General features: G+C 43.2%; 21 protein-coding genes and 1 tRNA gene. 19 read left to right on the top strand and 3 right to left on the bottom strand.

The window, feature by feature from the left end; genetic code table 11:
• Positions 1-77, top strand: a tRNA-Asp gene (locus NO992_RS18770).
• Between the two features lie 502 nt (positions 78-579).
• On the opposite strand, the gene NO992_RS18765 is transcribed toward NO992_RS18770, so the two are convergent.
• Positions 580-795 (bottom strand): hypothetical protein, encoded by a 216-nt coding sequence (locus NO992_RS18765; RefSeq protein WP_084204346.1) that lies wholly within the window; start codon positions 793-795, stop codon positions 580-582.
• Positions 796-1,105: 310 nt separating this feature from the next.
• Between NO992_RS18765 and imuA the strand changes: the two genes are divergently transcribed.
• The 4 genes from imuA to NO992_RS18745 all read left to right on the top strand — a co-directional run bounded on the left by imuA (position 1,106) and on the right by NO992_RS18745 (position 7,559).
• On the top strand, positions 1,106-1,792 hold the full coding sequence (gene imuA / locus NO992_RS18760) for a translesion DNA synthesis-associated protein ImuA (RefSeq protein ID WP_371379824.1): 687 nt from the start codon (positions 1,106-1,108) through the stop codon (positions 1,790-1,792).
• 2 nt (positions 1,793-1,794) lie between these two features.
• Complete coding sequence (locus NO992_RS18755; protein ID WP_371379822.1) at positions 1,795-3,192, top strand: DNA polymerase Y family protein; 1,398 nt, start codon at positions 1,795-1,797, stop codon at positions 3,190-3,192.
• Positions 3,192-6,269: an error-prone DNA polymerase gene (locus NO992_RS18750; RefSeq protein WP_371379820.1), complete on the top strand. Its 3,078-nt coding sequence runs from the start codon at positions 3,192-3,194 to the stop codon at positions 6,267-6,269. The genes NO992_RS18755 and NO992_RS18750 overlap by 1 nt, the downstream gene beginning before the upstream one ends.
• Positions 6,270-6,605: 336 nt before the next feature.
• Positions 6,606-7,559, top strand: a complete 954-nt coding sequence (locus NO992_RS18745; protein ID WP_371379818.1) for a fibrinogen-like YCDxxxxGGGW domain-containing protein — start codon at positions 6,606-6,608, stop codon at positions 7,557-7,559.
• 96 nt (positions 7,560-7,655) lie between these two features.
• Here the strand turns inward: NO992_RS18745 and NO992_RS18740 are convergent, their stop codons facing one another.
• A complete protein-coding gene (locus tag NO992_RS18740) occupies positions 7,656-8,126 on the bottom strand; it encodes a hypothetical protein (RefSeq protein ID WP_371379816.1) in 471 nt (156 codons plus the stop codon).
• 92 nt (positions 8,127-8,218) lie between these two features.
• Between NO992_RS18740 and NO992_RS18735 the strand changes: the two genes are divergently transcribed.
• Positions 8,219-8,602 carry a response regulator gene (locus NO992_RS18735; protein ID WP_010370975.1) on the top strand — a complete coding sequence of 128 codons (384 nt, stop codon included), beginning with the start codon at positions 8,219-8,221 and terminating at the stop codon, positions 8,600-8,602.
• 93 nt (positions 8,603-8,695) lie between these two features.
• Here the strand turns inward: NO992_RS18735 and rpsT are convergent, their stop codons facing one another.
• Entirely contained in the window at positions 8,696-8,956 is a 261-nt protein-coding gene (gene rpsT, locus NO992_RS18730) for a 30S ribosomal protein S20 (RefSeq protein ID WP_010370978.1), read from the bottom strand.
• A 427-nt stretch (positions 8,957-9,383) separates the two neighbouring features.
• On the opposite strand from rpsT, the gene murJ reads away from it, so the two are divergent.
• The 13 genes from murJ (at position 9,384) to NO992_RS18665 (ending at position 24,076) form a co-directional block, all read left to right on the top strand.
• Entirely contained in the window at positions 9,384-10,946 is a 1,563-nt protein-coding gene (gene murJ / locus NO992_RS18725) for a murein biosynthesis integral membrane protein MurJ (RefSeq protein WP_371379813.1), read from the top strand.
• A gap of 67 nt (positions 10,947-11,013) precedes the next feature.
• Positions 11,014-11,940 carry a bifunctional riboflavin kinase/FAD synthetase gene (gene ribF, locus NO992_RS18720; protein WP_010370985.1) on the top strand — a complete coding sequence of 309 codons (927 nt, stop codon included), beginning with the start codon at positions 11,014-11,016 and terminating at the stop codon, positions 11,938-11,940.
• Between the two features lie 21 nt (positions 11,941-11,961).
• A complete protein-coding gene (gene ileS / locus NO992_RS18715) occupies positions 11,962-14,790 on the top strand; it encodes an isoleucine--tRNA ligase (protein ID WP_371379811.1) in 2,829 nt (942 codons plus the stop codon).
• 9 nt (positions 14,791-14,799) lie between these two features.
• Entirely contained in the window at positions 14,800-15,303 is a 504-nt protein-coding gene (lspA, locus tag NO992_RS18710; protein ID WP_010370991.1) for a signal peptidase II, read from the top strand.
• On the top strand, positions 15,300-15,740 hold the full coding sequence (gene fkpB, locus NO992_RS18705; protein ID WP_010370993.1) for an FKBP-type peptidyl-prolyl cis-trans isomerase: 441 nt from the start codon (positions 15,300-15,302) through the stop codon (positions 15,738-15,740). The genes lspA and fkpB overlap by 4 nt, the downstream gene beginning before the upstream one ends.
• Complete coding sequence (gene ispH, locus NO992_RS18700; protein WP_371379808.1) at positions 15,740-16,669, top strand: 4-hydroxy-3-methylbut-2-enyl diphosphate reductase; 930 nt, start codon at positions 15,740-15,742, stop codon at positions 16,667-16,669. Before fkpB ends, ispH begins: the two co-directional genes overlap by 1 nt.
• Positions 16,670-16,682: 13 nt before the next feature.
• Positions 16,683-17,687 carry a sensor histidine kinase gene (locus tag NO992_RS18695; protein ID WP_371379806.1) on the top strand — a complete coding sequence of 335 codons (1,005 nt, stop codon included), beginning with the start codon at positions 16,683-16,685 and terminating at the stop codon, positions 17,685-17,687.
• Entirely contained in the window at positions 17,684-18,370 is a 687-nt protein-coding gene (locus tag NO992_RS18690; RefSeq protein ID WP_371379803.1) for a LytR/AlgR family response regulator transcription factor, read from the top strand. Before NO992_RS18695 ends, NO992_RS18690 begins: the two co-directional genes overlap by 4 nt.
• Positions 18,371-18,487: 117 nt before the next feature.
• Positions 18,488-19,042 (top strand): type IV pilus modification protein PilV, encoded by a 555-nt coding sequence (gene pilV, locus NO992_RS18685; protein ID WP_010371005.1) that lies wholly within the window; start codon positions 18,488-18,490, stop codon positions 19,040-19,042.
• Positions 19,039-20,046, top strand: a complete 1,008-nt coding sequence (locus NO992_RS18680; RefSeq protein ID WP_371379801.1) for a PilW family protein — start codon at positions 19,039-19,041, stop codon at positions 20,044-20,046. Before pilV ends, NO992_RS18680 begins: the two co-directional genes overlap by 4 nt.
• Positions 20,034-20,495: a hypothetical protein gene (locus tag NO992_RS18675; protein ID WP_010371010.1), complete on the top strand. Its 462-nt coding sequence runs from the start codon at positions 20,034-20,036 to the stop codon at positions 20,493-20,495. The genes NO992_RS18680 and NO992_RS18675 overlap by 13 nt, the downstream gene beginning before the upstream one ends.
• 22 nt (positions 20,496-20,517) lie before the next feature.
• Complete coding sequence (locus tag NO992_RS18670) at positions 20,518-23,652, top strand: pilus assembly protein (protein WP_371379797.1); 3,135 nt, start codon at positions 20,518-20,520, stop codon at positions 23,650-23,652.
• Positions 23,639-24,076, top strand: coding sequence for a type IV pilin protein (locus NO992_RS18665; RefSeq protein WP_371379795.1), 438 nt, complete (start codon positions 23,639-23,641; stop codon positions 24,074-24,076). Before NO992_RS18670 ends, NO992_RS18665 begins: the two co-directional genes overlap by 14 nt.
• Positions 24,077-24,319 lie beyond the last annotated feature (243 nt).

Genomic DNA, 24,319 nt, shown 5'->3' with positions numbered 1-24,319 from the left:
GGAGTGGTAGTTCAGTTGGTTAGAATACCGGCCTGTCACGCCGGGGGTCGCGGGTTCGAGTCCCGTCCACTCCGCCAGTTTGCACTTTCTCTTCTAAGCAAGCTTCCTTGATCAAAAATCAAAAATCAAAAATCAAAAATCAAAAATCAAAAATCAAAAATCAAATAGCTCATTTGCTTTAGCCTTTCTTTTGTCATCACTATCAAGTAACTTATTTTCAACATAAGCTTATAATAATGTCGTTATAACTTTGCCAGTTGCAGCGAAGTGGTAGTTCAGTTGGTTAGCTGTTACCTTAGAGAAAGCGGCCTGTCACGCCAGGGGTTGCGGCGGTTCGACGCTTCGATTCGAGTCCCGTCCACTGGGCCAGTTTGCAATTTCTCTTCTAAGCAAGCTTCCTTGACCAAAATCAAATAACTCATTTACGTTAATCTTTCCCTTGTCATCACTATCAAGTAACTTATTTTTCAACATAAGTTTATAATAATGTCGTTATAACTTTGCCAGTTGCAGCGAAGTGGTAGTTCAGTTGGTTAGTTGTTGCCTAAGTGGGTAGCACTCATCGAGGCCAAAAGACGATTATCTACGCGCCACACTCATTGTTTTACGTCTCAGTTCTTGTCGCCTTTTATACAAATAGACTAGGGCCTGTTGACCTTTGCTGTTTGATTTTTGTTCTTCTGAGTGTGTTTTGGTCGCGACGCTCGACTTGCCGCCTAGTAATCTAGGCAAAAGTTGAGCAACAATGAACAAAGCGCACTCAGATGAACCCAAAGGGCAGCGCTTGATTAGCATTTCTTCTGTGTTGCCCCACAAGGATGTGGGGTAAGGTGACTTTGCAGGAGCACAAAGTCTTTATCGCCAGACTTACATAGAATGACTATGCTACGCTGGCTCTGTCTTGTATAAATACCAATCAAACTGCTGCAAAAACAAACTTGAAAGATCAACAGGCCCTAGTTGTAGATCTCATTTCTCCTAAGCAAAACACGATTAACTTAAAGCGCAAACTATGGTTATTTTTAACTCGCCTCTTTTCTAGCGATCTACTTGCGATCTGCCTTTATTTAAATATACTGTATATATAAACAGTATTTGGTGATGTATGGCGAATTATATAGATCTTCTTGAGCGTAAAAACTTGCTTTGGCGTGGACGTGGACAGGCCGTGCAGCATGATGTCGTCAGTACTCGCTTTGCTGCACTTGACGATTTGCTGTGCGGTGGTTGGCCGCAACAAGGTGTGATTGGTGTGGAAACTGCAATGGGAGTAGGAGAGTTAAGGTTGATATTGCCCCATTTTGTGGATGATAACCGTTTGAAGGTATTAATTAATCCTCCAGGGCAAATACATGCCGCAGCATTGCATTATTTATCGTTAGATCTGAGTGAATTTATGATATTGCAGCCACCAAGTGAAAAAAAAGCATTGTGGGCTGCGGAACAATGTGTAAAAAGTGGTGCGTGTAGTGCGCTTGTACTTTGGCACGAAGCGCTTTCTATTGCTGCTGTAAAGCGTTTGCAGTTAGGTGCACAGGCGGGAGGTTGTAGGTTATTTGCTTTGTATCAAGCGCAGTACGCCCAGACTTTACCATTTACACTTTCAGTGGTTTTACAAGCACAGCACAGCGGCTTGGATGTGACAGTAAAGAAGCACAAGGGGCACTTTGCACATCGCAGTCTTAAACTAGAGAATCCCCACTATTGGCCAGAGCTTGAAAAGCCAAATCTACCTCATGTTAGCGATAATATAGTTGCATTTTCGGGCTATGAGCGGCGTTTAACGAGCTAGTTATGTGGTTATATCTCTATTTTCCTATGCTGCAACTAGAAGGAATGACAAAGCAAACAGTTTCCGGTGATTTTGTGACACCCGTTGTTATTATTGATGGCCGCAAAAACCAGATAGTACAGCTAAATGATGCAGCGCAGCAGCGAGGTATAAAAATAGGAATGGGCCTTGGGACTGCTTGTGCATTGTGTACACAGCTTCATGTTTTGCCCTACGACGACCTTCTAGAAAGACAGCAGCTATTAGAAATTGCCAATATGCTTTATCAAGTAAGTGCAGATATTGTAATCGATGAACCTAATGGCCTTGTGCTTAAAGTCGATTCTATGCTGTCGCTCTATCATGATTTGCCAAGTTACTGGCAAGTAATATCTGGACAATTAGCGCAGCTTGGCAAGAGTTATTATTACGGCATGGGTGAGTCCACAATAATGGCTAAACTCTTGGCGCGAGAGCATTGCAATGCGCTTATGTTAACGCTGTGCCAAAAGCGTCATTACTTGGGGAAAATTGGACTAACACATACAAGTCTAGACAGTCGGGTGATTGAGCTGCTTGCTCGCACCGGAGTTAAAAATGTGGCGCAGTTAGAGCAGTTTGCACTCAGTGAGCTGGCTAAACGTTTTGATACTGAACTCGTACATTATGTAGGCTGCTTGTTTGGAAAGCTAAAGGAAACTCTTAACTATTACCAACCTGCGGAAACCTTTGAGCTTACTGCACCTTTACTTTACGAAGTCGAAGTAATGGCTTGGTTAGAAAAGCCAATCGAGCATTTGCTATCGCGTTTAGCATTATTCCTACAGCAACGTAACTTAGTAACTCGAACGCTTTATTTTACCTTAGCACTTCGAGATAAAGAGGCTTTAGAGATCACATTAAACAGCGTGGAGCCTGAATATAAGGCAGAAAATTGGCAGCGTTTGTTAAACCTCAAGCTAGAATCCATAACCTTAGATGCGCCCGTACAAAGTGTTTCACTCAAAGCTGATGCACTAGAAACGCAGCATGCCATAATAAAAGATCTCTTCTCAACGCAGCAAAGTGCGATGTCTGCGCAAGAGTTGCGGGCTATTCTATGTGCTAAGCTCGGTGAGCAGGCTGTGCAAGGTTTACAACTTACAGGCGATCCTCGTCCTGAAAAGGCCAGCACTTATAGCCACGAGCCACATTTCACGACACTCAAGAGTAAATTAAGACCTACCATTTTATTTCCGAAGCCACAGCCTTTATGTGAAAGAGTCAATATTATTTCTGGTCCAGAGCGTATTGCTTCAGGGTGGTGGGACGGTGAGCCGGTCCAGCGAGATTATTTTATTGTACAAAATGAACAAGCGCAGCGGTTATGGGTATTTCGAGAGCAAAATAACCATTGGTATATTCATGGAGTATTTAGCTAATGTCTTATGCCGAGCTTTTTTGCCAGAGCAACTTTTCATTTTTGACTGGCGCATCGCGACCAGAAGAGTTGGTCAAACAAGCAGATTTTTTAGGTTATAGCGCAATAGCCATTACTGACGAATGCTCTTTGGCTGGAATTGTCCGCGCTCATGCTTATATTCGTGATCATAAGCTCAAGATAAAACTCATCGTTGGAAGTTTGCTGAAGTACAACAATATTGACTTGGTTGCTATTTGTCCTTGCCAGCTCGCTTATACAGAGTTATGTCGAGTGATCAGTAATGCTCGCCAGCGAATGGAGAAGGGACAATATCAGCTTAGTGAGTGGGATATTATGTCGCTTAAGCATGTCTTATTGTTGTGGTTGCCAAAGGGGAACAGTCAAGATGTTCAAGCATTGCAATGGCTGTGTAAATACCACCAAAATAGAATATGGATTGGCTACCGACGTAACTTGAGTGCAAAAGATGTACATTACTTTACCCATTGTGTAAAACTGTCAAAAGCTTATCAAATACCTGTCTGCGCTGTTGGTGGGGTGCTTATGCACTGCCCGTCTAGACTAGCGCTACAGCACACACTGACAGCCATTCGACAGAATCGTGTGATAAGCGAGATCCCTGAGAAAATGATTAGTAATAGCGAGTCGGCACTGAGATCTATCTCTAAGCTTAATAAGTTGTTCTCACCTACCTTTCTTGAAGAAAGTGCCAATATCGCGAAGCGATGTGTATTTAATTTAGACTCATTGCATTATCAATATCCTCAGGAGTTAGTGCCTAAAGGCTTTACTCCAATGGCTTATTTACGCGCGTTGGTCGAAAAGGGTAAACAAGTTCGCTTTCCTGATGGCGTGCCGCCAGATATAGAAGCCATTATTGATAAAGAGCTCTCGCTTATCGAAGCGCTTGATTATCCGTTTTTCTTTATCACTATTCATGACATTGTGATGTATGCAAAACAGCATCAAATCTTATATCAAGGGCGAGGCTCAGCCGCTAACTCTGTGGTCTGCTATTGCTTAGAGATAACCGCAGTTGACCCTCGGCAAGTGGGCGTATTGTTCGAGCGTTTTATTAGTAAAGAGCGTAATGAGCCACCCGATATAGATGTAGATTTTGAACACCAACGTCGTGAAGAGGTGATCCAATATATCTACAAGAAATATGGCCGTAAACGCGCAGCATTAGCAGCAACGGTGATCACGTATCGTTTAAAAAGTGCCATGCGTGATGTTGGCAAAGCCTTGGGCATTGAAATGGCGCAAATAGAGTACTTTATTAAGCATCTCAACCGCCGTGATAAAGGACTTAACTGGCAGGCCCAATTAGTGGAGCTAGGGTTAGAGCCAAACTCATTAAAAGGTCAGCACTTTATTCAGTTGGTTAATGACATTATGGGGTTTCCAAGGCATTTATCGCAGCATGTTGGTGGTTTTGTTATCTCAGAAAGTCCATTACATGAATTAGTGCCCGTAGAAAATGCAGCTATGCCAGAGCGCACAATTATTCAATGGGATAAAGATGACCTTGAAACCCTTAAGTTACTCAAAGTCGATATCTTGGCCTTGGGTATGCTAAGCGCTATCCGTAAATGTTTTGGCTATATTGTAGCGCATACGAAGCGAAACCTGGATCTTGCCCAATTGACTCGTATGCAAGACGACCCTTTGGTCTATAAGATGTTGCAAAAAGGGGATAGTGTTGGCGTGTTTCAAGTAGAGTCTCGCGCGCAAATGAGTATGTTGCCAAGGCTGAAACCCGCGAATTACTACGACTTAGTGATCCAAATTGCCATTGTACGTCCCGGCCCTATTCAAGGGGATATGGTGCATCCATTTTTAAAGCGGCGAGATGGTGAAGAGCAAGTGACTTATCCATCAGAAGCGGTTAAATCTGTATTAGAGAGGACCATGGGGGTTCCTATTTTCCAAGAACAAGTGATAAAACTGGCTATGGTTGCAGCTGGATTTACTGGAGGAGAAGCAGATAGCCTACGCCGAGCTATGGCGTCATGGAAGAAAACCGGAGAGCTGATGCAGTTTAGAGAAAAGCTTATTCGAGGCATGCTGGAGCGGGGCTATGAAGCACAATTTGCTGAGCGGATTTTTGAGCAGATTTGTGGCTTTGGTGAATATGGTTTTCCTGAAAGTCACTCAGCTTCTTTTGCTGTGTTGGCTTATGCCTCTGCGTGGTTGAAATACTACTACCCAGCAATGTTTTATACCGCTCTACTTAATAGTTTACCAATGGGGTTTTATTCGGCTTCACAGCTGTTGCAAGATGCATCAAGGCATAAGGTTAGCATTTTACCTATTTGTGTTAACCAGTCCAATTACGAACATCAAGTCGTACAAGAGCCAAGACAAACAACGTTTGCGATCCGTTTAGGACTTCGGCTTATAAAAGGGTTAAGTGAAGAAGAAGCACTGCAATTATTACAATGCAGACCTCAAGAAGGGTTTGGTAAAATCGTGCAGTTACAACAAGCTGGTATTACCAACAGTACTATTGAAAAGTTGATTTCTGCGGATGCTTTACATCACTTTGTGGATAGCCGTTATGCTGCTAGGTGGTCGCTTGCAGATCAAAGTAAAACCTTGCCACTATTCAGCGATATTGAAGAGAAAGAGTCGCAATATAGTCACTTTAGCGCCACAGAGTTTGAAAACTTACAGGAAGATTATAATAGCACTAAGGTTTCCTTACGCACTCACCCAATCAAGCAACTTGAGCAAGCTAAGCTTATAGCCCGAACGGTTAAGGCCAATGAACTGCTTTATCGACCGCATAAATCGTTAGTAACAGTGATAGGGCTGGTAACAGGAAAGCAAGCCCCAGGTACCGCAAAAGGCGTGACCTTTTTTACTTTGGAAGACGAAACAGGCAACATCAATGTAATTGTGTGGTCTGGTACTGCTCGAGCACAAAAGCAAGCCTATATGGGCGCTCAGCTATTAGAAATAAAAGGCATAGTAGAGAAAGAGGGTGAAGTGGTACATGTTATTGCTGGTAAGTTAATCGATAGAAGTGAGTTACTAGAAGCAATGAAAATTAAGGCTCGCGCTTTCCACTAAAACTCAGTGTAGAGGGGGGAACTTTTGCTGCAGCCTTTATTGTTGACATAAATCATTTCTATTTTTTTCTTTCAGGTACAGTATCTAATGCCAATTTGATTTAATACTTGCTCAATTTGAGAGATTAACCTGACGCTAGCTGCGTTAAAAATTTCTTATTTAGAACAATTGGATAGCAAGATTTTTGCCTAGCCTAAATGTGGATTTAGGTATCTTGGCGATAGTAAGATGCTGAAGCGGAGCTATCGACATGATTTTCTTGCCTCAAAATAGACCACTTAATTGAGTGAATTGGTATAAGCCTAATTAAAAATACGTTATAAAAGGACGTAACGAATGACACTAAAAAGAAATACACTACTTATCCCACTACTTTTTTCTTCAGCTTCTCACGCTACGGTTATTGTCCAAGCTACAGCAGATAATGAAAATGCTACGGTAGAAGCGATAGGTGGTCGAGTTAACTTTGATACCGTCATAAAAAATGAAGGTAGTGCAGATGCTAACCTAAGGTACTATGACACGTTGATTTTTCCTAAAGGGGAGCTATATAACCGTTCAGCTGCAAGTAATATTACATTATCAGCTGGTGCAAGCTTTGAGCAGACCAGGCCAAGTGTTGTTGTGCCTCCTGAGTTTCCTGCTGGAGAATATAATTACGTACTATCTGTATATAATAAGGATACGGGTGAGATCACATCTTCTAACTTTTCATTCTTTAAGCAATATGGAGAAAAGAAAGGCGCCAGTTGTCATGAAATACTGATCGATGGGCAGAGCCAAGGAAGTGGCATTTATACGATAAAGTCCGAGAGTGCACCAGTACCTTATCAGGTGTATTGTGATATGGAAACTAAAGGTGGTGGTTGGACACTCGTTGGAATTAAAAATAAGGCATTACCTAATGAGGAGGTTGAAGAGCTTACTTCTTTAGATAGTGAAGCAAGTGTTGTCTCTGATCAAAAGTGGCAAGAGTTAAAATATGTTTCCCAAGAGGTATTGGTGGTAGCTGATAAAATTACAGCCGTGCTAGATATGGATATTTTGAAGAGCGCAAATTGCAAACCATTGGCTGAGTCCCTGACAGAAAACCTATTAGCCCACAACGAAACTGGTGGTTGTAATGGCAAGGGACAAGACTATTCGCTATTTGGTTCAAATCAAGGCATTACTTCCGTATACGATTATTCTTCAACTAAATTTATTAAAGAAAAAGGTGGCTCGGGATGGGGAGGTGCAGATACCTCACCCTATTATAATGGAACTAAAATGTGGATTTATGTCCGCTAAGCTAACTTTTACCCAGCGAAGTTTAAAAAATGATGATACGGTTGTTTAAGCCGTATCATCATTATAGAAGTTCCGTTGCCCTTTCAAAGCGATTTTTTAAGACTGAAGCAATTTCATCATGGCCGCTATAAAGCCTTCTTGTTTGATTATTTGATATTTTTGACAGGTGTCTGGGTTTTTCAAATCGTGGCATAGGTATAGTGTATTGCGCTCAAGCGCTGGCTTTGGATGTAAATTTGAGTCAAATAGCACAGGATCAATACCAGGAAGACCCGGCCAATATACACTACTAGCCACAAGTCCTAATTTCTCATAAGTAATCAGTTGTGGTTTTGGCAAGACAACAAATAGTATTCCAATGACTGCAAGAGTTATCCACTTACCTTTTCCCTTAGGTCTATCATTATCTGTAGCAGTTTGTGCTTGCTGTGCTTGTGCGGTTTGCTGAGCCTTCATCGCTGCAATTTGTTGTGGCGATGGTCGACGGTTTTTTGTTGTACTAGTGCGTTTCTTTTGGTTGGACTGTACTTGACCTAAAAGCGATTGTTTTTTTGATGGTTTTGCCATGCTTTAAGTAGCCTTTTAGTTGCAGGTCTCTATAATGCTTCTATGCTAAGTATAATAGCTTATTTTTACACTACAGCCTACGGGAAAGGACTATGGATCAAAATATCTCTATTTTAATCGTCGATGATGTAGGGACAGTTCGCAGCTTTTTACATCAAACCTTAATGCACTTAGGCATTGATCATGTAAGAGAAGCCTCCACTGCAACGCAGTGTGTAAAGTCATGTGAAGAGCAACATTTTGATATTGTCTTTCTAGATATTGAGCTGCCCGATGGTGATGGTAAAGAGTTAATTGCAACCCTAAATGAAATAAACCCGAATATTAATGTCGTTATGGTGTCGGCACACTCAACGGTAGACAATGTTAAAGATGCTATTGAGCGCGGTGCTAAAGGTTTTGTTGTTAAGCCATTTTCGCCAAAGAAAATCGCGGCTATGCTGAAGAAGTTTTACCCAGATTTAGAATTGGTTTAAAACTGCACTGATTTTATCTTTTGATACCAAAGTATATAAATTACAGACATAAAAAAACCGACATAATGTCGGTTTTTTCAATCCAGCAACAAATTAAAGTGCTTTGATCTTAGCAACTAAACGGCTCTTATGACGAGCAGCTTTGTTTTTGTGGATTAGACCTTTAGTTGCGTAACGGTCTAGGATAGGTGCAGCAACAGCGAATGCTTGAGTTGCAGCTTCTTTATCACCAGCTTCAATTGCAGCGATTACTTTTTTGAAGTATGTACGCATCATTGAACGACGGCTTGCGTTGTGCTTACGACGCTTTTCGCTAGTGATAGCGCGTTTTTTTGCAGACTTGATGTTAGCCAAGGTTTGCTCCTAACAATCTTAAAATAAGCTTAATTTAAAGGCCGAGGAATATGCCTGTTTTAATCGCAAAAGTCAATATAAATTAACAAGCGCGGCCTAATGTTCAACACCCAAGACTCGACTTGGGCTATTCTCAATTCTTAACCTGTACAAATCAAAACGTTGCTATGCGACATTTTTACTTCTATAGCAGGCAAGTAAACCCGTAATATCCCAAGTTGCACTAATAATTTGCAAAGCGTAGCTTCACAAAGTGCCTTGAAAATCTCAGGTCTGAACCAAAGTAAACAGTCAAATTTCACGAGGTGAAACAGGCCTACCAAGGTTAATGGCGCGTATTGTATCAAAGCTGACAGGGCACGCCTAGTGCTAAATGCACAACGACTGTGGCATAATCTGCCGCGATTCACTGAATTTAGGAGTTAAGGTGGCAAAAGGGTTATTTAAATCGGGTATGATTGTCAGTGCCATGACTATGATTTCGCGGGTTCTGGGGCTAGTTCGAGATGCCGTCGTGGCAAACCTATTGGGCGCAGGATTGGCCGCAGATGTCTTTTTATTCGCCAACCGGATCCCTAATTTTTTACGTAGGTTATTTGCAGAAGGCGCGTTTGCTCAGGCGTTTGTTCCTGTACTTTCAGAAATTAAAGAAAAGCATGGAGACGATAGAGTAAGGTTATTCGTTGCACAAGCTGCTGGGACACTCGGGACCGTATTGCTTATTGTTACTATTTTAGGGGTGATTGGCTCGCCTTTGATCGCCGCATTATTTGGCACTAGCTGGTTTCTTGACTGGTGGCAAGGTGGTGCTGATGCCGAAAAATTTGTGCTTGCAAGCGCACTATTAAAGCTCACCTTTCCTTACCTATTTTTTGTTTCATTAGTTGCACTTAGCGGGGCGGTACTGAATGTTTATAATCGCTTTGCGGCAGCGGCCTTTACGCCAGTTTTACTCAATGTGTCGATTATCGGCTGTGCTATTTTTCTCCATGATAAATTTGCACAAGGTGCGTACGCTCTAGCACTCGGTGTATTTATTGGTGGTATTGTTCAACTATTATTCCAGATCCCATTTTTGTTGCGCTTAAAAGTCTTGAGTCGCCCTCAATTTGCATGGCGAAGCCCTGAAATAACCAAAGTCAGAACATTAATGATCCCTGCATTATTTGGTGTTTCTGTTAGTCAAATTAACTTACTACTGGACGCCGTCATTGCTTCTTTTCTCGTGACGGGATCGATCGCTTGGCTTTATTATTCAGACAGATTAATTGAATTTCCACTCGGCCTATTTGGTATCGGTATTGCGACCGTGATACTGCCTGCACTTTCTAAATTACATGCAGGAGAAAAAAGTGAAGACTTTCAGAAAACACTAGACTGGGGTGTACGTTTTGTCATCTTCTTGGGATTACCAGCGATGCTAGGGCTGATGGTGACAAGCCCACTTATCATTTCAGTATTATTTGGCCATGGTGAGTTTGTTTCTCAAAATGCAGACAATATAAACAAGGTAAGCTTAGGGGTAGCCGCATATTCCGTTGGTTTATTAAGCTTTATGTTGATTAAAGTACTGGCACCGGGCTTTTACGCTAGACAAGATACTAAAACGCCTGTTCGTATTGGTATTATTACTATGGCACTCAATATGGTTTTCAATCTTATCTTAGCGCCTTTTATTGGTTATCTAGGCCTTGCATTGGCAACTTCATTGTCAGCGTCTTGTAATGCGTTTTTACTTTATCGTCAGCTGTCACATCAAGGTGTGTATCAGCTAAGCGCATTTTCTCTTGGTTTTACTGCCAAATGCTTTGTTTCAGCGGTCTCGATGGCTGCATGCGTATACTTTCTAGGCGCCCGCTTTGAATGGCTAGAGTGGGGACTAATGGAGCAGGTGCTATTACTTTGCGGATTATTAGTAACTGCGATGGTGAGCTATTTTAGTTTACTATTTATACTAGGGGTAAGATTGAGCACAATCCGAGATGCTTGATTCGCATTTTTAAGCAACTTGGGTATAATCGGGCTCTTTGATATTTGCTGCACAAAGGCACGGCACTATGCAACTAATCCGAGGGATCCATAATATTCGACCACATCATTTTGGTTGTGTGTTGACGATTGGAAACTTTGACGGGGTTCATCTTGGACATGTAGAGGTTTTGAAGGGGCTGATTAGCGACGCAAAACACTATCAACTTCCAAGCACAGTGATGTTATTTGAGCCGCAGCCCTTGGAGTTTTTTGCCAAAGATAAAGCACCGGCTAGGCTGACGCGATTACGTGATAAACTAGTCCTGTTGCAAGAGCTTGGTATAGAGCGAGTCATTTGCGTCAACTTTAATCGCAAATTTGCCTCGCAAGATGCAGAGCAATTTATCAAAGAAGTCCTAGTGACAAAGCTTGGAACCAAGGCGCTCACGGTCGGCGATGACTTTCGTTTTGGCCGTGAACGAGCTGGTGATTTTGCAATGCTAAAACGAGTGGGCGAACCGCTAGGTATGCAAGTAAAAGACACGGCAAGTTTTCGCAAGCAAGATTGTCGTGTAAGTAGCACGTTGATCCGCACGGCGCTTGCGGCTGGTGATTTACGTCAAGCACATGATATGTTGGGCCATACTTATGCCATTTCAGGCCGTGTTATTCACGGTTGGAAGAAAGGCAGAGAGCTTGGTTTCCATACTGCAAATATAGCCTTAAAACGCCAAGTGAGCCCTGTGCGCGGTGTGTATGCAGTCAAAGCGACTGTGAATCACAAAACACATTATGGCGTAGCGAATGTTGGCACTAAGCCAACCCTAAACGGAACGAAAGCCCTTTTAGAGGTGCATCTGTTTAATTTTAATGAGACCATCTACGGTCAGTTTATGAAAGTGGAGCTAATTGAAAAGCTTCGCGATGAGCAAAAATTCGAAACATTGTCGCAGTTAACAGAACAAATCAGTCGTGATGTTAGCAATGCAAAACAGTGTTTTTCTTTAACGTAGCCGATACGGAAAGTAGGATAAATGAGCGACTACAAACATACTTTAAATCTACCGGAAACTGAGTTTCCGATGCGTGGTAATTTGGCGCAACGCGAACCAAAGATGCTGAAAAAATGGTATGAAGAAGACCTATACGGTCAAATTCGCATTGCGAAAAAAGGTAAAAAGCCATTTATTTTGCATGACGGTCCTCCGTATGCAAATGGTGATATTCACCTAGGTCACTCAGTAAACAAAATCCTAAAAGATATTATTATTAAGTCAAAAACGCTTTCTGATTTTGATGCGCCTTATGTACCAGGTTGGGACTGTCATGGTCTTCCAATTGAGCTACAAGTGGAAAAGAAAGTAGGCAAACCAGGTAAGAAAGTATCGGCTGCTGAATTCCGTGAAAAGTGCCGCGACTATGCTAAAAAGCAAGTTGATGGCCAAAAAACAGATTTCAAACGCCTTGGTGTGTTAGGTGACTGGGATAAGCCATACCTAACCATGAACTTTGATTTTGAAGCCAATGCTATTCGTGTGCTTGGTCGTATTATCAAAAATGGTCACCTGCACAAAGGTGCAAAGCCAGTTCACTGGTGTACGGATTGTGGTTCAGCGCTTGCAGAAGCAGAAGTTGAATACCAAGACAAACAATCGCCGGCAATCGACGTAAAATTTGTCTTTGCTGATCAAGCGGCAATCATTAGTGCGTTTGGTTTGGCCGAAGGCCATGAGGGCAAAGGCGAAGTAAGTACCGCAATTTGGACTACAACGCCTTGGACATTACCAGCAAACCGCGCTGTGGCAGTACACGGTGCGCTAGAGTATGCGCTGGTACAAATTGAAGATGAAGGTCAAGAGCAGCGTATTGTGCTTGGTTCTGAATTAGTCAAAGACGCTGTTGATCGTTTTGGATTCAAGCACTTCCACGTACTAGGTTACGCGAAAGGCGCTGCGCTTGAGAATCTGCGCGTTGCACACCCATTCTTAGATTTCGATGTGCCTGTTATTTTAGGTGAGCACGTAACAACAGACTCAGGTACTGGTATCGTTCACACTGCACCTGGTCACGGTCAAGAAGACTTTGCAGCGGGTCAAGCTTACGGTCTAGAGGTTGCAAACCCGGTTGGTGCAAATGGTGTTTATCTACCAGATACACCGATTTTTGCAGGTCAGCACGTATTTAAAGCAAATGACAGCATCATTGAGTTATTAACTGAGAAAGGCGTATTGTTCCGTCATAAGGCGCTAACGCATAGTTATCCACATTGCTGGCGTCACAAAACTCCTATTATTTTCCGTGCGACGCCACAATGGTTCGTCAGCATGGATCAGGCTAACCTTCGCACTGATTCACTGAATGAAATCAAAAAGACAGAATGGTTGCCTGAGTGGGGTGAAAGCCGCATCGCAAACATGGTTGAAGGTCGCCCTGACTGGTGTATTTCACGTCAGCGTACTTGGGGTGTGCCAATCGCGTTATTTGTTGATAAAGACACCGGCAGCCTACATCCTGGAACGGAAGCCCTTATCGAAGCCGTTGCTAAATTAGTGGAAGAAAAGGGTATTCAGGCGTGGTACGACTTAGAGCCTAGCGCGCTATTAAGTGAAGCTGATGCTCAACAGTACGTAAAAGTACAAGACACACTAGACGTATGGTTTGACTCAGGTGTAACACATGCGTGTGTTGTTGATGCGCGAGAAGAATTAACAGGTCCTGCAGATCTTTACCTTGAAGGCTCGGATCAGCACCGTGGTTGGTTTATGTCATCAATGATGACTTCAGTTGCTATCAATGGCCATGCACCTTACAAGCAAGTGTTAACGCATGGCTTCACGGTCGATGAAAAAGGCCATAAGATGTCTAAATCATTAGGCAACGTGATCTCGCCGCAAGACATCATGAACAAGCTAGGCGCAGATATTTTACGCCTATGGGTAGCTTCTACCGATTACACGGCGGAAATGACCGTGTCTGATGAAATCTTTAAGCGCTCAGCTGACCGTTATCGTCGTATTCGTAACACAAGTCGTTACCTACTTGCGAACCTAAGCGGCTTTGATCCAAAAACGGATTTAGTAGCAATTGAAGATATGGTTGAGCTAGATCGCTGGATTGTAGCGCGCGCTGCACAGCTACAAACTGAGATCAAAACAGCGTACGACAAGTATCAAATGCTTCAAGTAACACAGAAGCTTATGAACTTCTGTACTGGTGAATTGGGCTCGTTCTATCTAGACGTCATCAAAGACCGTCAGTACACGGCGAAAAGTGATAGCCATGCGCGTCGTTCTTGTCAATCCGCGCTTTATCATATCGCCGAAGCGATGACACGTTGGATGGCACCTATCATGAGCTTTACTGCACAAGAAATCTGGGAAGTACTACCAGGTGAGCGTGGCCAGTTTGTATTCACGGATACTTGGTATGATGCAATTGAAGGGGCGACAGAAGGCTCGTTGAATAACGAGTACTGGCAGAACTTACTCGCGGTACGTGATGAAGTAAACCGTGTGCTTGAGAATGCACGTAAAGAAGAAGTGATCGGTGCAACGCTACAGGCTGAAGTAACGCTATATACAGGCGGTGACTTAGCTGAGCAGCTCAATGCCATCGGTGACGAATTACGCTTCGTATTACTAACTTCGAAGGCAACGGTAGAAGTAGTCAACAGCAAACCAGAAAATGCAGTTTCATCAGAAATTGATGGTTTATACATTAGTGTAGCGGCAACATCGGCTAAAAAGTGTGATCGTTGTTGGCACTATACCGACGACGTAGGTACGGATGAGCAACATGCAGACATCTGTGGCCGTTGTATTAGTAACGTTGAAGGTGACGGCGAGCAGCGTCAATTCGCCTAGGAGTAAAACGTGACACAAACTACACAGAAAAGTGGTCTGGTGTGGTTGTGGCTTAGTCTACTGCTTTTTGCAGTAGACTACTTCACCAAAGCACTGGTTATGGCTGAAATGGAACTCTATGAATCCATTGATATTTTGCCTATATTCAATCTCACCTATATGCATAACTATGGTGCGGCTTTTAGCTTCCTAAGTGAAGCTGGTGGCTGGCAGCGTTACTTTTTAAGTGGCATTGCCGTGGCGATTAGCACTTTACTGATTTTTTGGCTACGTAAATTGCCCGCATCAAATTGGAAGTTGGGATTGGCCTACGCGCTGGTATTAGGTGGTGCTGTAGGAAATTTATACGACCGTATCATTCATGGTTATGTGATTGACTTCCTTCATTTCTATTATCAAGACTGGCATTATCCAGCGTTTAATGTGGCAGACATGGCGATTGTCGGCGGTGCTGCACTATTAATTTTCGATGCCTTTACCAGTGGCGATAAACCACAGGAGAAAAATGCGTGAGTGAGCAACTAATTGGAGCAAAGTCTGAAGTCTTGTTCCATTTTTCAATCAAGTTATCAGACGGTTCAGCAGCAGATTCTACCAAAGTTCATAATAAACCCGCTAAGTTGTTTATGGGTGATGGCAGCCTGACGGAAAATTTTGAAAAGTGTTTGCTTGGATTAAAAGCGGGCGATGAGAAATCTTTTGAGCTAGAGCCAGAAGACGCGTTTGGACAACCAAATCCTGATAACATCTATTATGTTGATAGAAGCAAGTTTGGCGCAGAAACCCCCGCTCAAGTAGGTAGCATCATTGCATTTACGCAACCAGATGGTACTGACTTACCTGGATTGATCCGAGAAGTGGCCGGCGACTCGGTAACTGTCGATTTCAATCACCCGCTTGCAGGTCAAAAAGTAACGTTTGAAGTTGAAATTCTTGAGGTAAATAACTAATGGATATCTTGCTGGCAAACCCGAGAGGATTCTGTGCAGGTGTAGATAGAGCGATCAGCATTGTTGAGCGTGCACTCGATATTTTCGAAGCGCCTATTTACGTTCGCCATGAAGTTGTTCATAACAAATATGTTGTTGATGGTCTGAAGTCTCGTGGTGCGGTATTCGTTGAAGAGCTAAATGAAGTGCCAGACGACAGTATTGTTATTTTCAGCGCGCATGGTGTTTCTCAGCAAGTACGCAATGAAGCGAAGCGCCGAGAGTTAAAAGTCTTTGATGCAACTTGTCCGTTAGTGACAAAGGTGCATATGGAAGTGACGCGTGCTAGCCGCAGAGGTACTGAGTGTATTTTGATTGGGCACCACGGCCACCCTGAAGTTGAGGGTACTATGGGCCAGTATGACAATCCGAACGGTGGTATTTATCTCGTTGAAAAACCAGAGGATGTAGAAACACTTGAAGTCAAAGATGCTGACAATGTGTTCTATTGCAGTCAAACGACGTTATCGGTAGATGACACTGCGGATGTTATTGACGCACTGCGTAGCAAGTTTCCAAACATCAGTGGCCCACGAAAAGATGATATCTGTTATGCCACGCAAAACCGCCAAGATGCGGTTCGCGACTTAGCGGACAAAGTTGATTTATTGCTTGTGGTAGGGGCGAAAAATAGTTCTAACTCTAACCGCTTAAGAGAGCTTGCAGATAAAATGGGAACTAAGGCATTTCTTATCGATGATGCCTCTTCCATCGAAGAAACTTGGTTCGATGGGGTTGCAAAGGTTGGTGTAACTGCCGGCGCATCTGCACCTGAAGTGCTGGTTCAACAGGTTATCTCTCGACTTAAAGAGCTTGGTGGGGAAACGGTAGTTGAGAACCCTGGGCAAGAAGAAAATGTCGTGTTTGCCGTACCTGTAGAACTCAGATAAGAGAGTTAGCACGATGACACCGCGTATCAGGTTGTTGTCTGCACTATTGAGTGAGCGAGGTGTGCTAGCATTGCTAGTTGCCTCGCAAATCCTAGCCTTTTTATATACGCTGATTTCCGCGACTGCGTTTTGGCAATCCCTTGGGTTAACTAGCTTATTTATTCATTTCACTGCCTTTTTATCACTTGCCGTGATAGCGATTGTGCGCCACGCTGTTGAGAAGCGCTCAGATCTAGTTGAAGCAGGTATTCTCATTTCTGTCTTCGTGCTTTGTACTGCTGTCACTAGTACGGCTTTTCCCTATGGTTTTACACTGCTCGGTTGGATTGATGAGGCTAAAATTGAATTGAGCTTATGGCGTAACATCGCAATATGTCTTTGCATTATCACGCTTTTCGCGCATTTCTTAGCTATATTTACCGATAATATTCGTAAGGTGAAAGCGCTATCTCAAGCGGAACTTGAAGCGTTACATGCGAGAATTCGGCCGCACTTTTTATATAACTCACTCAATACCGTGGCCGAATTGACTCATATCGATCCAAATGCAGCAGAAAAGTCAGCATTAGCCCTTGCCGATTTATCTCGTGCTGCGATGTCCACACAAAATATTGTTCCGCTGGAAAGTGAAATATCTTTATGCAAAGCGTATTTAGCACTTGAGCAGTGGCGCTTTGCAGAGCGTTTGAGGGTAGAGTGGGAGTTAGACAATGTCTTGGGAGATGTTTTGATCCCTGCGTTGATATTACAGCCATTGGTAGAGAACGCGGTTAGTCATGGGGTAGAGCCAAACCCAAATGGAGCGGATATTCGTATCCATATTCACTGCAGTAAACGTACCTTAACGGTGGTAATTTTTAACAGCTATGACGCAAAATTAAAGCCGACGCACCAAGGGCATGGCATTGGGATAAGCAACATCAGACGCCGCTTGGCTTTACACTACAATCAGCCCATTGATTTTAAAACCGAAGCCAGTCAAGATAGCTATACTGTCAGTTTTTCGCTACCGCTATGAAAACAGTAATATCTTACCTTATTGTGGATGATGAGCCGTTGGCAAGAGCTCGCGTTAAACGATTAATGCAAAAGCACGTAGGCTTTCGTTGTATCGGTGAAGTTGACTGCGCGGGCGGTGTGAAAGCGCTGCTAAATCAGGAGCCTGTGCAGCTAATTTTTCTTGATATTTCGATGCCGGGTCAGTCAGGTGTTGAGCTTGCGAGCCAACTACGCCTGCAATTTCCGAGGATGAAAATCGTGTTTCTAACGGCGCATCCGGAATATGCGTTAGAAGCATTTGAGCTGCACGCCAATGGTTATCTAGTGAAGCCACTAGATAGTGATAAGCTAGATGCTTTATTGACTACTATCTTTCCGAGTATGGAGACGCTCAGCTATTACGTTGGCAGTGAGTTGCGTCACGTTCAGGTTTCGGATGTGATTGTTGCCGAGGCGGATGAAAAATATACGCGAGTAACATTGAATTCTGGCCTACAAGCACTCATTGACATGTCACTCAAGTCACTTTTAGATAAGTTCCCGACACATTTTATTCAAATCCATCGCCGCACATTAGTTAAGCGAACGGAAATTTCCGCGTTAGAGTTGCATGAACAAAAACACTATGTGTGCCTCGAGTCACTTCCCAATCGCTATGAAGTTAGCCGTAGAGCTTACACCCAACTAAAAACATTGTTTTGAGTGTTAAGCGGTGAATAAACCGTTTATCGCCTCAAAAGACCTTTCATACTATCTCGTATTGAGTTTCAAAGACGACGGCTTACACTGAGGCTAGGACAATTGAATTCTGGTTGAGATATGCATACTTCGCTAAAGCAACATGGCTTCACACTGTTAGAAGTGCTTATTGCGTTTATGATTTTAAGCTTTGGACTGCTTGGTGCGGTGGCATTACAAGCAAAAGCGAAACAAGCAAGTTTTGATTCTATGCAACGAGCCGCTGCGGTAGAGCTTGCCAGTGACATCATGCACAGAATAAGAACAAATGATGCGGCAAATATCACCACACTTTACGATGTTGACTTTAATAGCACCGAAGACGTACAGGCAAACACTACGTGTTATACACAGCGCTGTAATGCAGAAACGCTTGCGAAAACAGATATTGCCAATTGGCGTCAAGCGATAAGAGCAAGGGAAAATACAGGTTCGTTGGATAACGCGATTGTGTGTATTAATCCAACCGCAGGTGCCACTCCATCTGGGGTAAATGTGCAGGTTATTGTCACTTGGCGAGGGCGTCAGGCAATGACTGCATTGGAAAATAATCCAGCAGCCGGGTGTGGTGTTGAAGACGATAGACGGCGTGCAGTCGTAATGGAAACTTTTGTGTTGTTAAGGAGTCAGCCGTGAAAAAAATCCGAGGTTTTACATTGTTAGAACTCATGATAGCGATGTTTATCGGCGTATTGTTGTTAGGCGGCGTCATTGCTACTTATGTCGGTATGAAAGCGACGACCAACGACACCATGAGTATTGGAGAGCTACAAGAAAAAGGACGTTTAGCGCTTTCCATTATGCGGCGGGATATCGAACAAGTTGGTTTTTGGGGGACTTTTTACGATCAAGGTTTCACGGATGACAATCAAGCCGCTCCAGCTAATCCAGGAAGTGACTGCTCTGGTGGGATAAACAATGGTAGCTTTCCGAACAATGAGCCTGCTAATTTCAGGCCTATTTGGGCAACATTCACAACAAATGCAACGGCAATGGGATGCATAACTAAAGCTCGACCACAATCAGAAGTGTTACAGGTGAAGTTTCTGGAAGGGAGTCCTGTAGAGATAACAGGTCTTGTGCCAGACGCAGGTGCTATCCAATCAACTAGGTATTATTTTATTGCACAGCAAGAGCAAGCCGAATTTATTGCAGGTGGCAATGTTGGCAACATGCCAAGCGTGAATGCGACACTTTGGCCATATAGTCACCATGTATATTATGTGAGTGAAGAGCAGCAAGTTATTAATAATCGTACGATTACTGTTCCAGTGTTGAGGCGGAAGAGGCTATTAATTAGCGGTGGAATGGTTGATGAGCTAGTGATTGAAGGTGTTGAACAGATACGGTTTGTGTTTGGTTTAGATACCGATTATGACGGCCGCGTAGACAGATACAGGCATACCGCGAATATGTCTGAGGCTGATTGGAGCGGAACACGAGGTATTTTGTCTTTGCAGCTGTTTGTTTTAGTTAGAGTATTACAGCCTGATGCCGATTTCGGGGTGCAAAAGCGAACATATTATCTTGGTAATGATCCTGCTCGTCGAGAACTAACTTATACAGATGCGGTTCGGCGAACGGTTTTCTCAACCACGATTTCGATGTACAACATGGGGGGCTCAGCATGGGAAATGTAAAGCAACGGGGTGTAGTACTGATCATGGCGATGGTCATGGTAGTCGCCATAATGGCGGTTGCAGTGACTTTAATGAGTACCAGTACGTTGGATATAAAAATGACCCATGCCGTCATGGAACGAGAAGAAGCTGAAAGCCTACTCTTTGGTGAAATGCAAAGATTAATTCAGCAAGAGCAGCCGCTTCCTAACAATATTTTTCTGCGTTCAAGGCAGCAGTTAGCGGACGAAGGCACAACAGTACAAACGCCTAATGGCTTACAAGCCACTGTGACTAACCTAAATAATGGTGAGCTAGAGCTGTTTTGTCCACGTCAATATGACTATACCGAGGGTTTTGTGTGCAACATGACGGAAGTCGAAGCCACTGTGGAATATGGTGATAGGGGGCGTCACAACGTCACAATCGTGATGGGAATTGGTCAGGAAATTGTGAGTGTTTCAAATTAACAGCCTTTTTCGAGTAACTGATATGAATAAGTTAATATACACGATAGTTGCATTAATGGCGCTATTACAAACCGCTCAAGCAGAAGACATTGAGCTTTATGTTAAACATAATGTTTCTACCCGTGAGCAACCTCGGGTACTGATGCTGTTCGATACATCAGGCAGTATGGCGTGGGATTCTCAAAATGGTAAGGCGTGTTATGAGCGTTATTCATATCGTGTTTGGAATGGCTGGTACTATGAAACGCGTTATGGCTACCGAGAAACAGAGTGTTTTAATGGCAGTAACTGTTATCAAGCGAACCAATATAATCAAGCGGTTCAGGGCTGCGCGGATAGCCGCCTAAAAGTAGCACAAAATGCAATGCGCAGTTTAGTTAGCGATAATGATGATATTAGATTTGGCCTGTCTCGACTTTATTCTTCGAGTGGGGGTTATATTCTTAATGGGATTGGCAGTAGCCGCAGCGATATTGTTGATAAGATCAACGCATTACCAGCAAGTGGTTCTACGCCGCTGTCAGAAACGCTTTGGGAGTTGTATAACTATCTTAAAGGTGGCGGCGTATACTGGGGTACTAACGGAGGAAACGACAGGGATAAAGGGATTGAACGTGGGAGCAACTATATTTCTGCTTTTAAGCCCGTGCGTGGCGAAGAAGAGCGGTGTGATACGTCAATCAACTTAATTTTAATGACGGATGGCGACCCTACCAGCGATACTGATTCTAACACAAGTATCGTTAATGAATATTACTCAGTGTATGGCGCCTACCCTAATTATTTCGACATTAATGAAGGCTCTGGTGTTACCAAAAACTATTTACCAGCTTTAGCCAAAACAATGCGCGGTACGTCTCAAGTTAAAGTTGACTTATACCCTTCTACGCCTGATGAACACGACTTTGCACGTGTGTTTACAATCGGTTTTGGTAACGGTATGTCTGGTACAGGCAAGAAGCTGCTGAAGGAAACCGCGGCGCAAGGTGGTGGGCAATATTTTCATGCTCATACTGCGGAAGAGTTGTCAGACGTACTCAAAACCACCATTACCAATATCAGAAATGTAAGTGCAAGTTTTAGCTCACCAACGGTGTCTGCCAATGCAGAAGACCAAACCCAGACCGGTGATGCACTTTATTACACACAGTTTAAACCGGAAACACATACGCGTTGGCGTGGCAACCTGAAAAAGCTTAAGTTTGTGGGCACAGAGATAGTAGGTCAGGAACTGACTAAAGCGATAAATGATAAAGGTGCGATTGATAGCAATATCACAACATATTGGTCGCAAGCGGAATCAAAAGATGGCAACAATATTGAAAAAGGAGGAGTTAACTATGCGCTTGAAAATCAGGTTACTAGAAAAGTACTGTCTGATTTTGGTGGCGGTGATTTAGTTGATTTCACCTATAATAACGCCGAAAGTGCCTATGGTAATTTAACTAAACTTGCCGCTGCAATGGAATTAAGTGGTGCAAGTAAAAGTGAGATACAAAATATTTTTAATTGGGCGATAGGTCAAGACGTCGACGATGATGATGGTGACGGTTTGAGATCTGAAAGAAGGCCAGACATATTCGCCGATCCCCTACACTCAAAGCCTGCAACGGTCGACTATGGCAATGGCGATATTCGCGTGCTCATTGGTACCAACGCCGGCATGCTCCATATGTTTAAAGATCAAGGAAATAGCGTAACTGAAAGCTGGGCATTTATCCCAGGTTCTTTATTACCTATCCTGAATCCAGTCAAAACACGTAAAGCAGAAACGAAACTGTATGGCCTAGATGGACCTATTACTGTGTACTTTCACGATGTGAATAAAAATCGTAAGGTGGAAGCGGGTGATAAGGTTTGGGCCTTTGTGGGAATGCGCCGCGGCGGCAATAAATACTATGGCTTTGATATTACCAATCCAGATTCACCCAAACTATTGTGGGGTGGGCCTATTTCCGGTGATTCAAATAAGTTTAAGAACTTGGGGCAAACGTGGTCCAAGCCTGTGGTGACTTTCATTGAAAAGCAAAAGGATAGACCGGTATTGGTTTTTGCAGCAGGATACAATACCAATAAAGATAATGTTTCACGTAGCGATGATAATGATAAAGGCGTAGGGGTTTACATGGTTGATATCATGTCAAACAATGCTGATATCGTTTGGTCGCTGACTGGTGATGCGTTTAAAGGTAAGCACAGTATTGTTGCGGAGCCAACGTTAACGGACTCAGACTATGATGGCTATATTGATAGAATTTATTTAGCGGATACCGCAGGGAGTATCTGGAGAATTGATATACCCGGTCCAAACCCATCTGATAGTACTGAGCCTTGGACTCATTTTGAGTTGGCGCGTTTGGGGAGTAGCTTTGCTGATGAGGATAGACGCTTCTTTTATCGTCCAAATATTGCTCGCACCTTTTATAGTAAGGTAACAGAGACTAGATATAACGGGAATTTGATTAAGGAGCGCAGAGATACGCCGTTTGATGCCATTGTTATTGGTAGTGGTAATCGCTCGAAGCCGACAGATTCAAGTGTGACTGACTACCTTTTCATGATTAGGGACATACATACGAAGACTCAGTCATTTGTAAATGACATTCCAGAACCGATATTAATTTCTGATTTAATGGAAATGAAGAGCGATCCGTTTGGGAATGCTGTAGATGATATTGATGACTTTGTTGAACTAGAAGTAGAGCTGGCTAAGTTTAATGGCTGGAAGTATCAGTTATCAGGAGGTGAAAAATCGCTCTCTGGTGCGACTGTTATTGGAGGAGTTGCTTACTTTACTTCATTTACACCTGCAGATCAGACCACTCAGCAATGCACATTAACGGGTGGTAAAGGGCAGCTGTACATGTTCCATTTACATTATGGTACAGGTAAAACTTATGTTACTTCGCAGGATTTACCGGATACACCGACTCTAGTTGTACGCAAAGATGAAAATGGTAAAAGAGTTCCTTATATTGCAGGTCCTGGGATCATAGCTGAAGACAGCAATCCATTTGTACCGCCAGGAATACCTGGAGAACCAGTGCCAGTTGTAGGAGATAATGGCAAGGTTGTCATCTTTAAAAATAAAACTTCGGGTATCAGAACAAAACAACTTTACATTTATAAGAGGGAAGATAGCGATGAGAAGAAATAGTACCCTAGACAAAGCAATATCAGGTTTTACCCTGATTGAAGTAATGATAGTGGTGGTGATCATCGGTATTCTCTCTGCGATTGCGTACCCTAATTACACTGAGTATGTGAGAAGGGGGGCAAGGGCTGATGCCATGACTTTGTTACTTGACGCCGCAAATAAGCAAGAGCAGTTCTTTGTTGATAACAGAGCTTACAGCGATAATCTAGCGGCAATCGGTGTAGCGACGGCAACGGAAAATGGTTATTTCAATATAACACTTGAAAATGTCACTGCAGATACCTTTAGAATCGTTGCAACAGCCGCAGCAGGGCCGGTTCGAGGCGATGAACAGTGCCCAGCTTTAACCATTGATGAACTTGGGGTTCGTGGTGTGACTGGGACAACCAATCAAGACGCTATAGATAGGTGTTGGGAACGTTAATTTTCGGGGGAGTAGCTAACCTCCCCTATGTATTCATACTAACTATCCCCGAGCTTAGGTTATTTAACCTGAGGTTTGGATAAGGAATGAGCTAATTCATTGTTTTTAATATTACATTAAATTATTTCCTTATCTAGCCAGAAAGTTTTGGGATTAACAAGGCGAATTTACGTACCAATAGCGGGCTATTGGAAGTGAATTCAACGCTGTTAGCGCAAAAACTGGCCGCTAGAAAGGCATTAA

The organism is Pseudoalteromonas sp. DY56-GL79, assembly GCF_041414765.1.
In the GTDB taxonomy this organism is placed as follows: domain Bacteria; phylum Pseudomonadota; class Gammaproteobacteria; order Enterobacterales; family Alteromonadaceae; genus Pseudoalteromonas; species Pseudoalteromonas piscicida.
The sequence above is the reverse complement of the archived record's forward strand: the minus strand, read 5'-3'. Positions and strand labels throughout refer to the sequence as shown.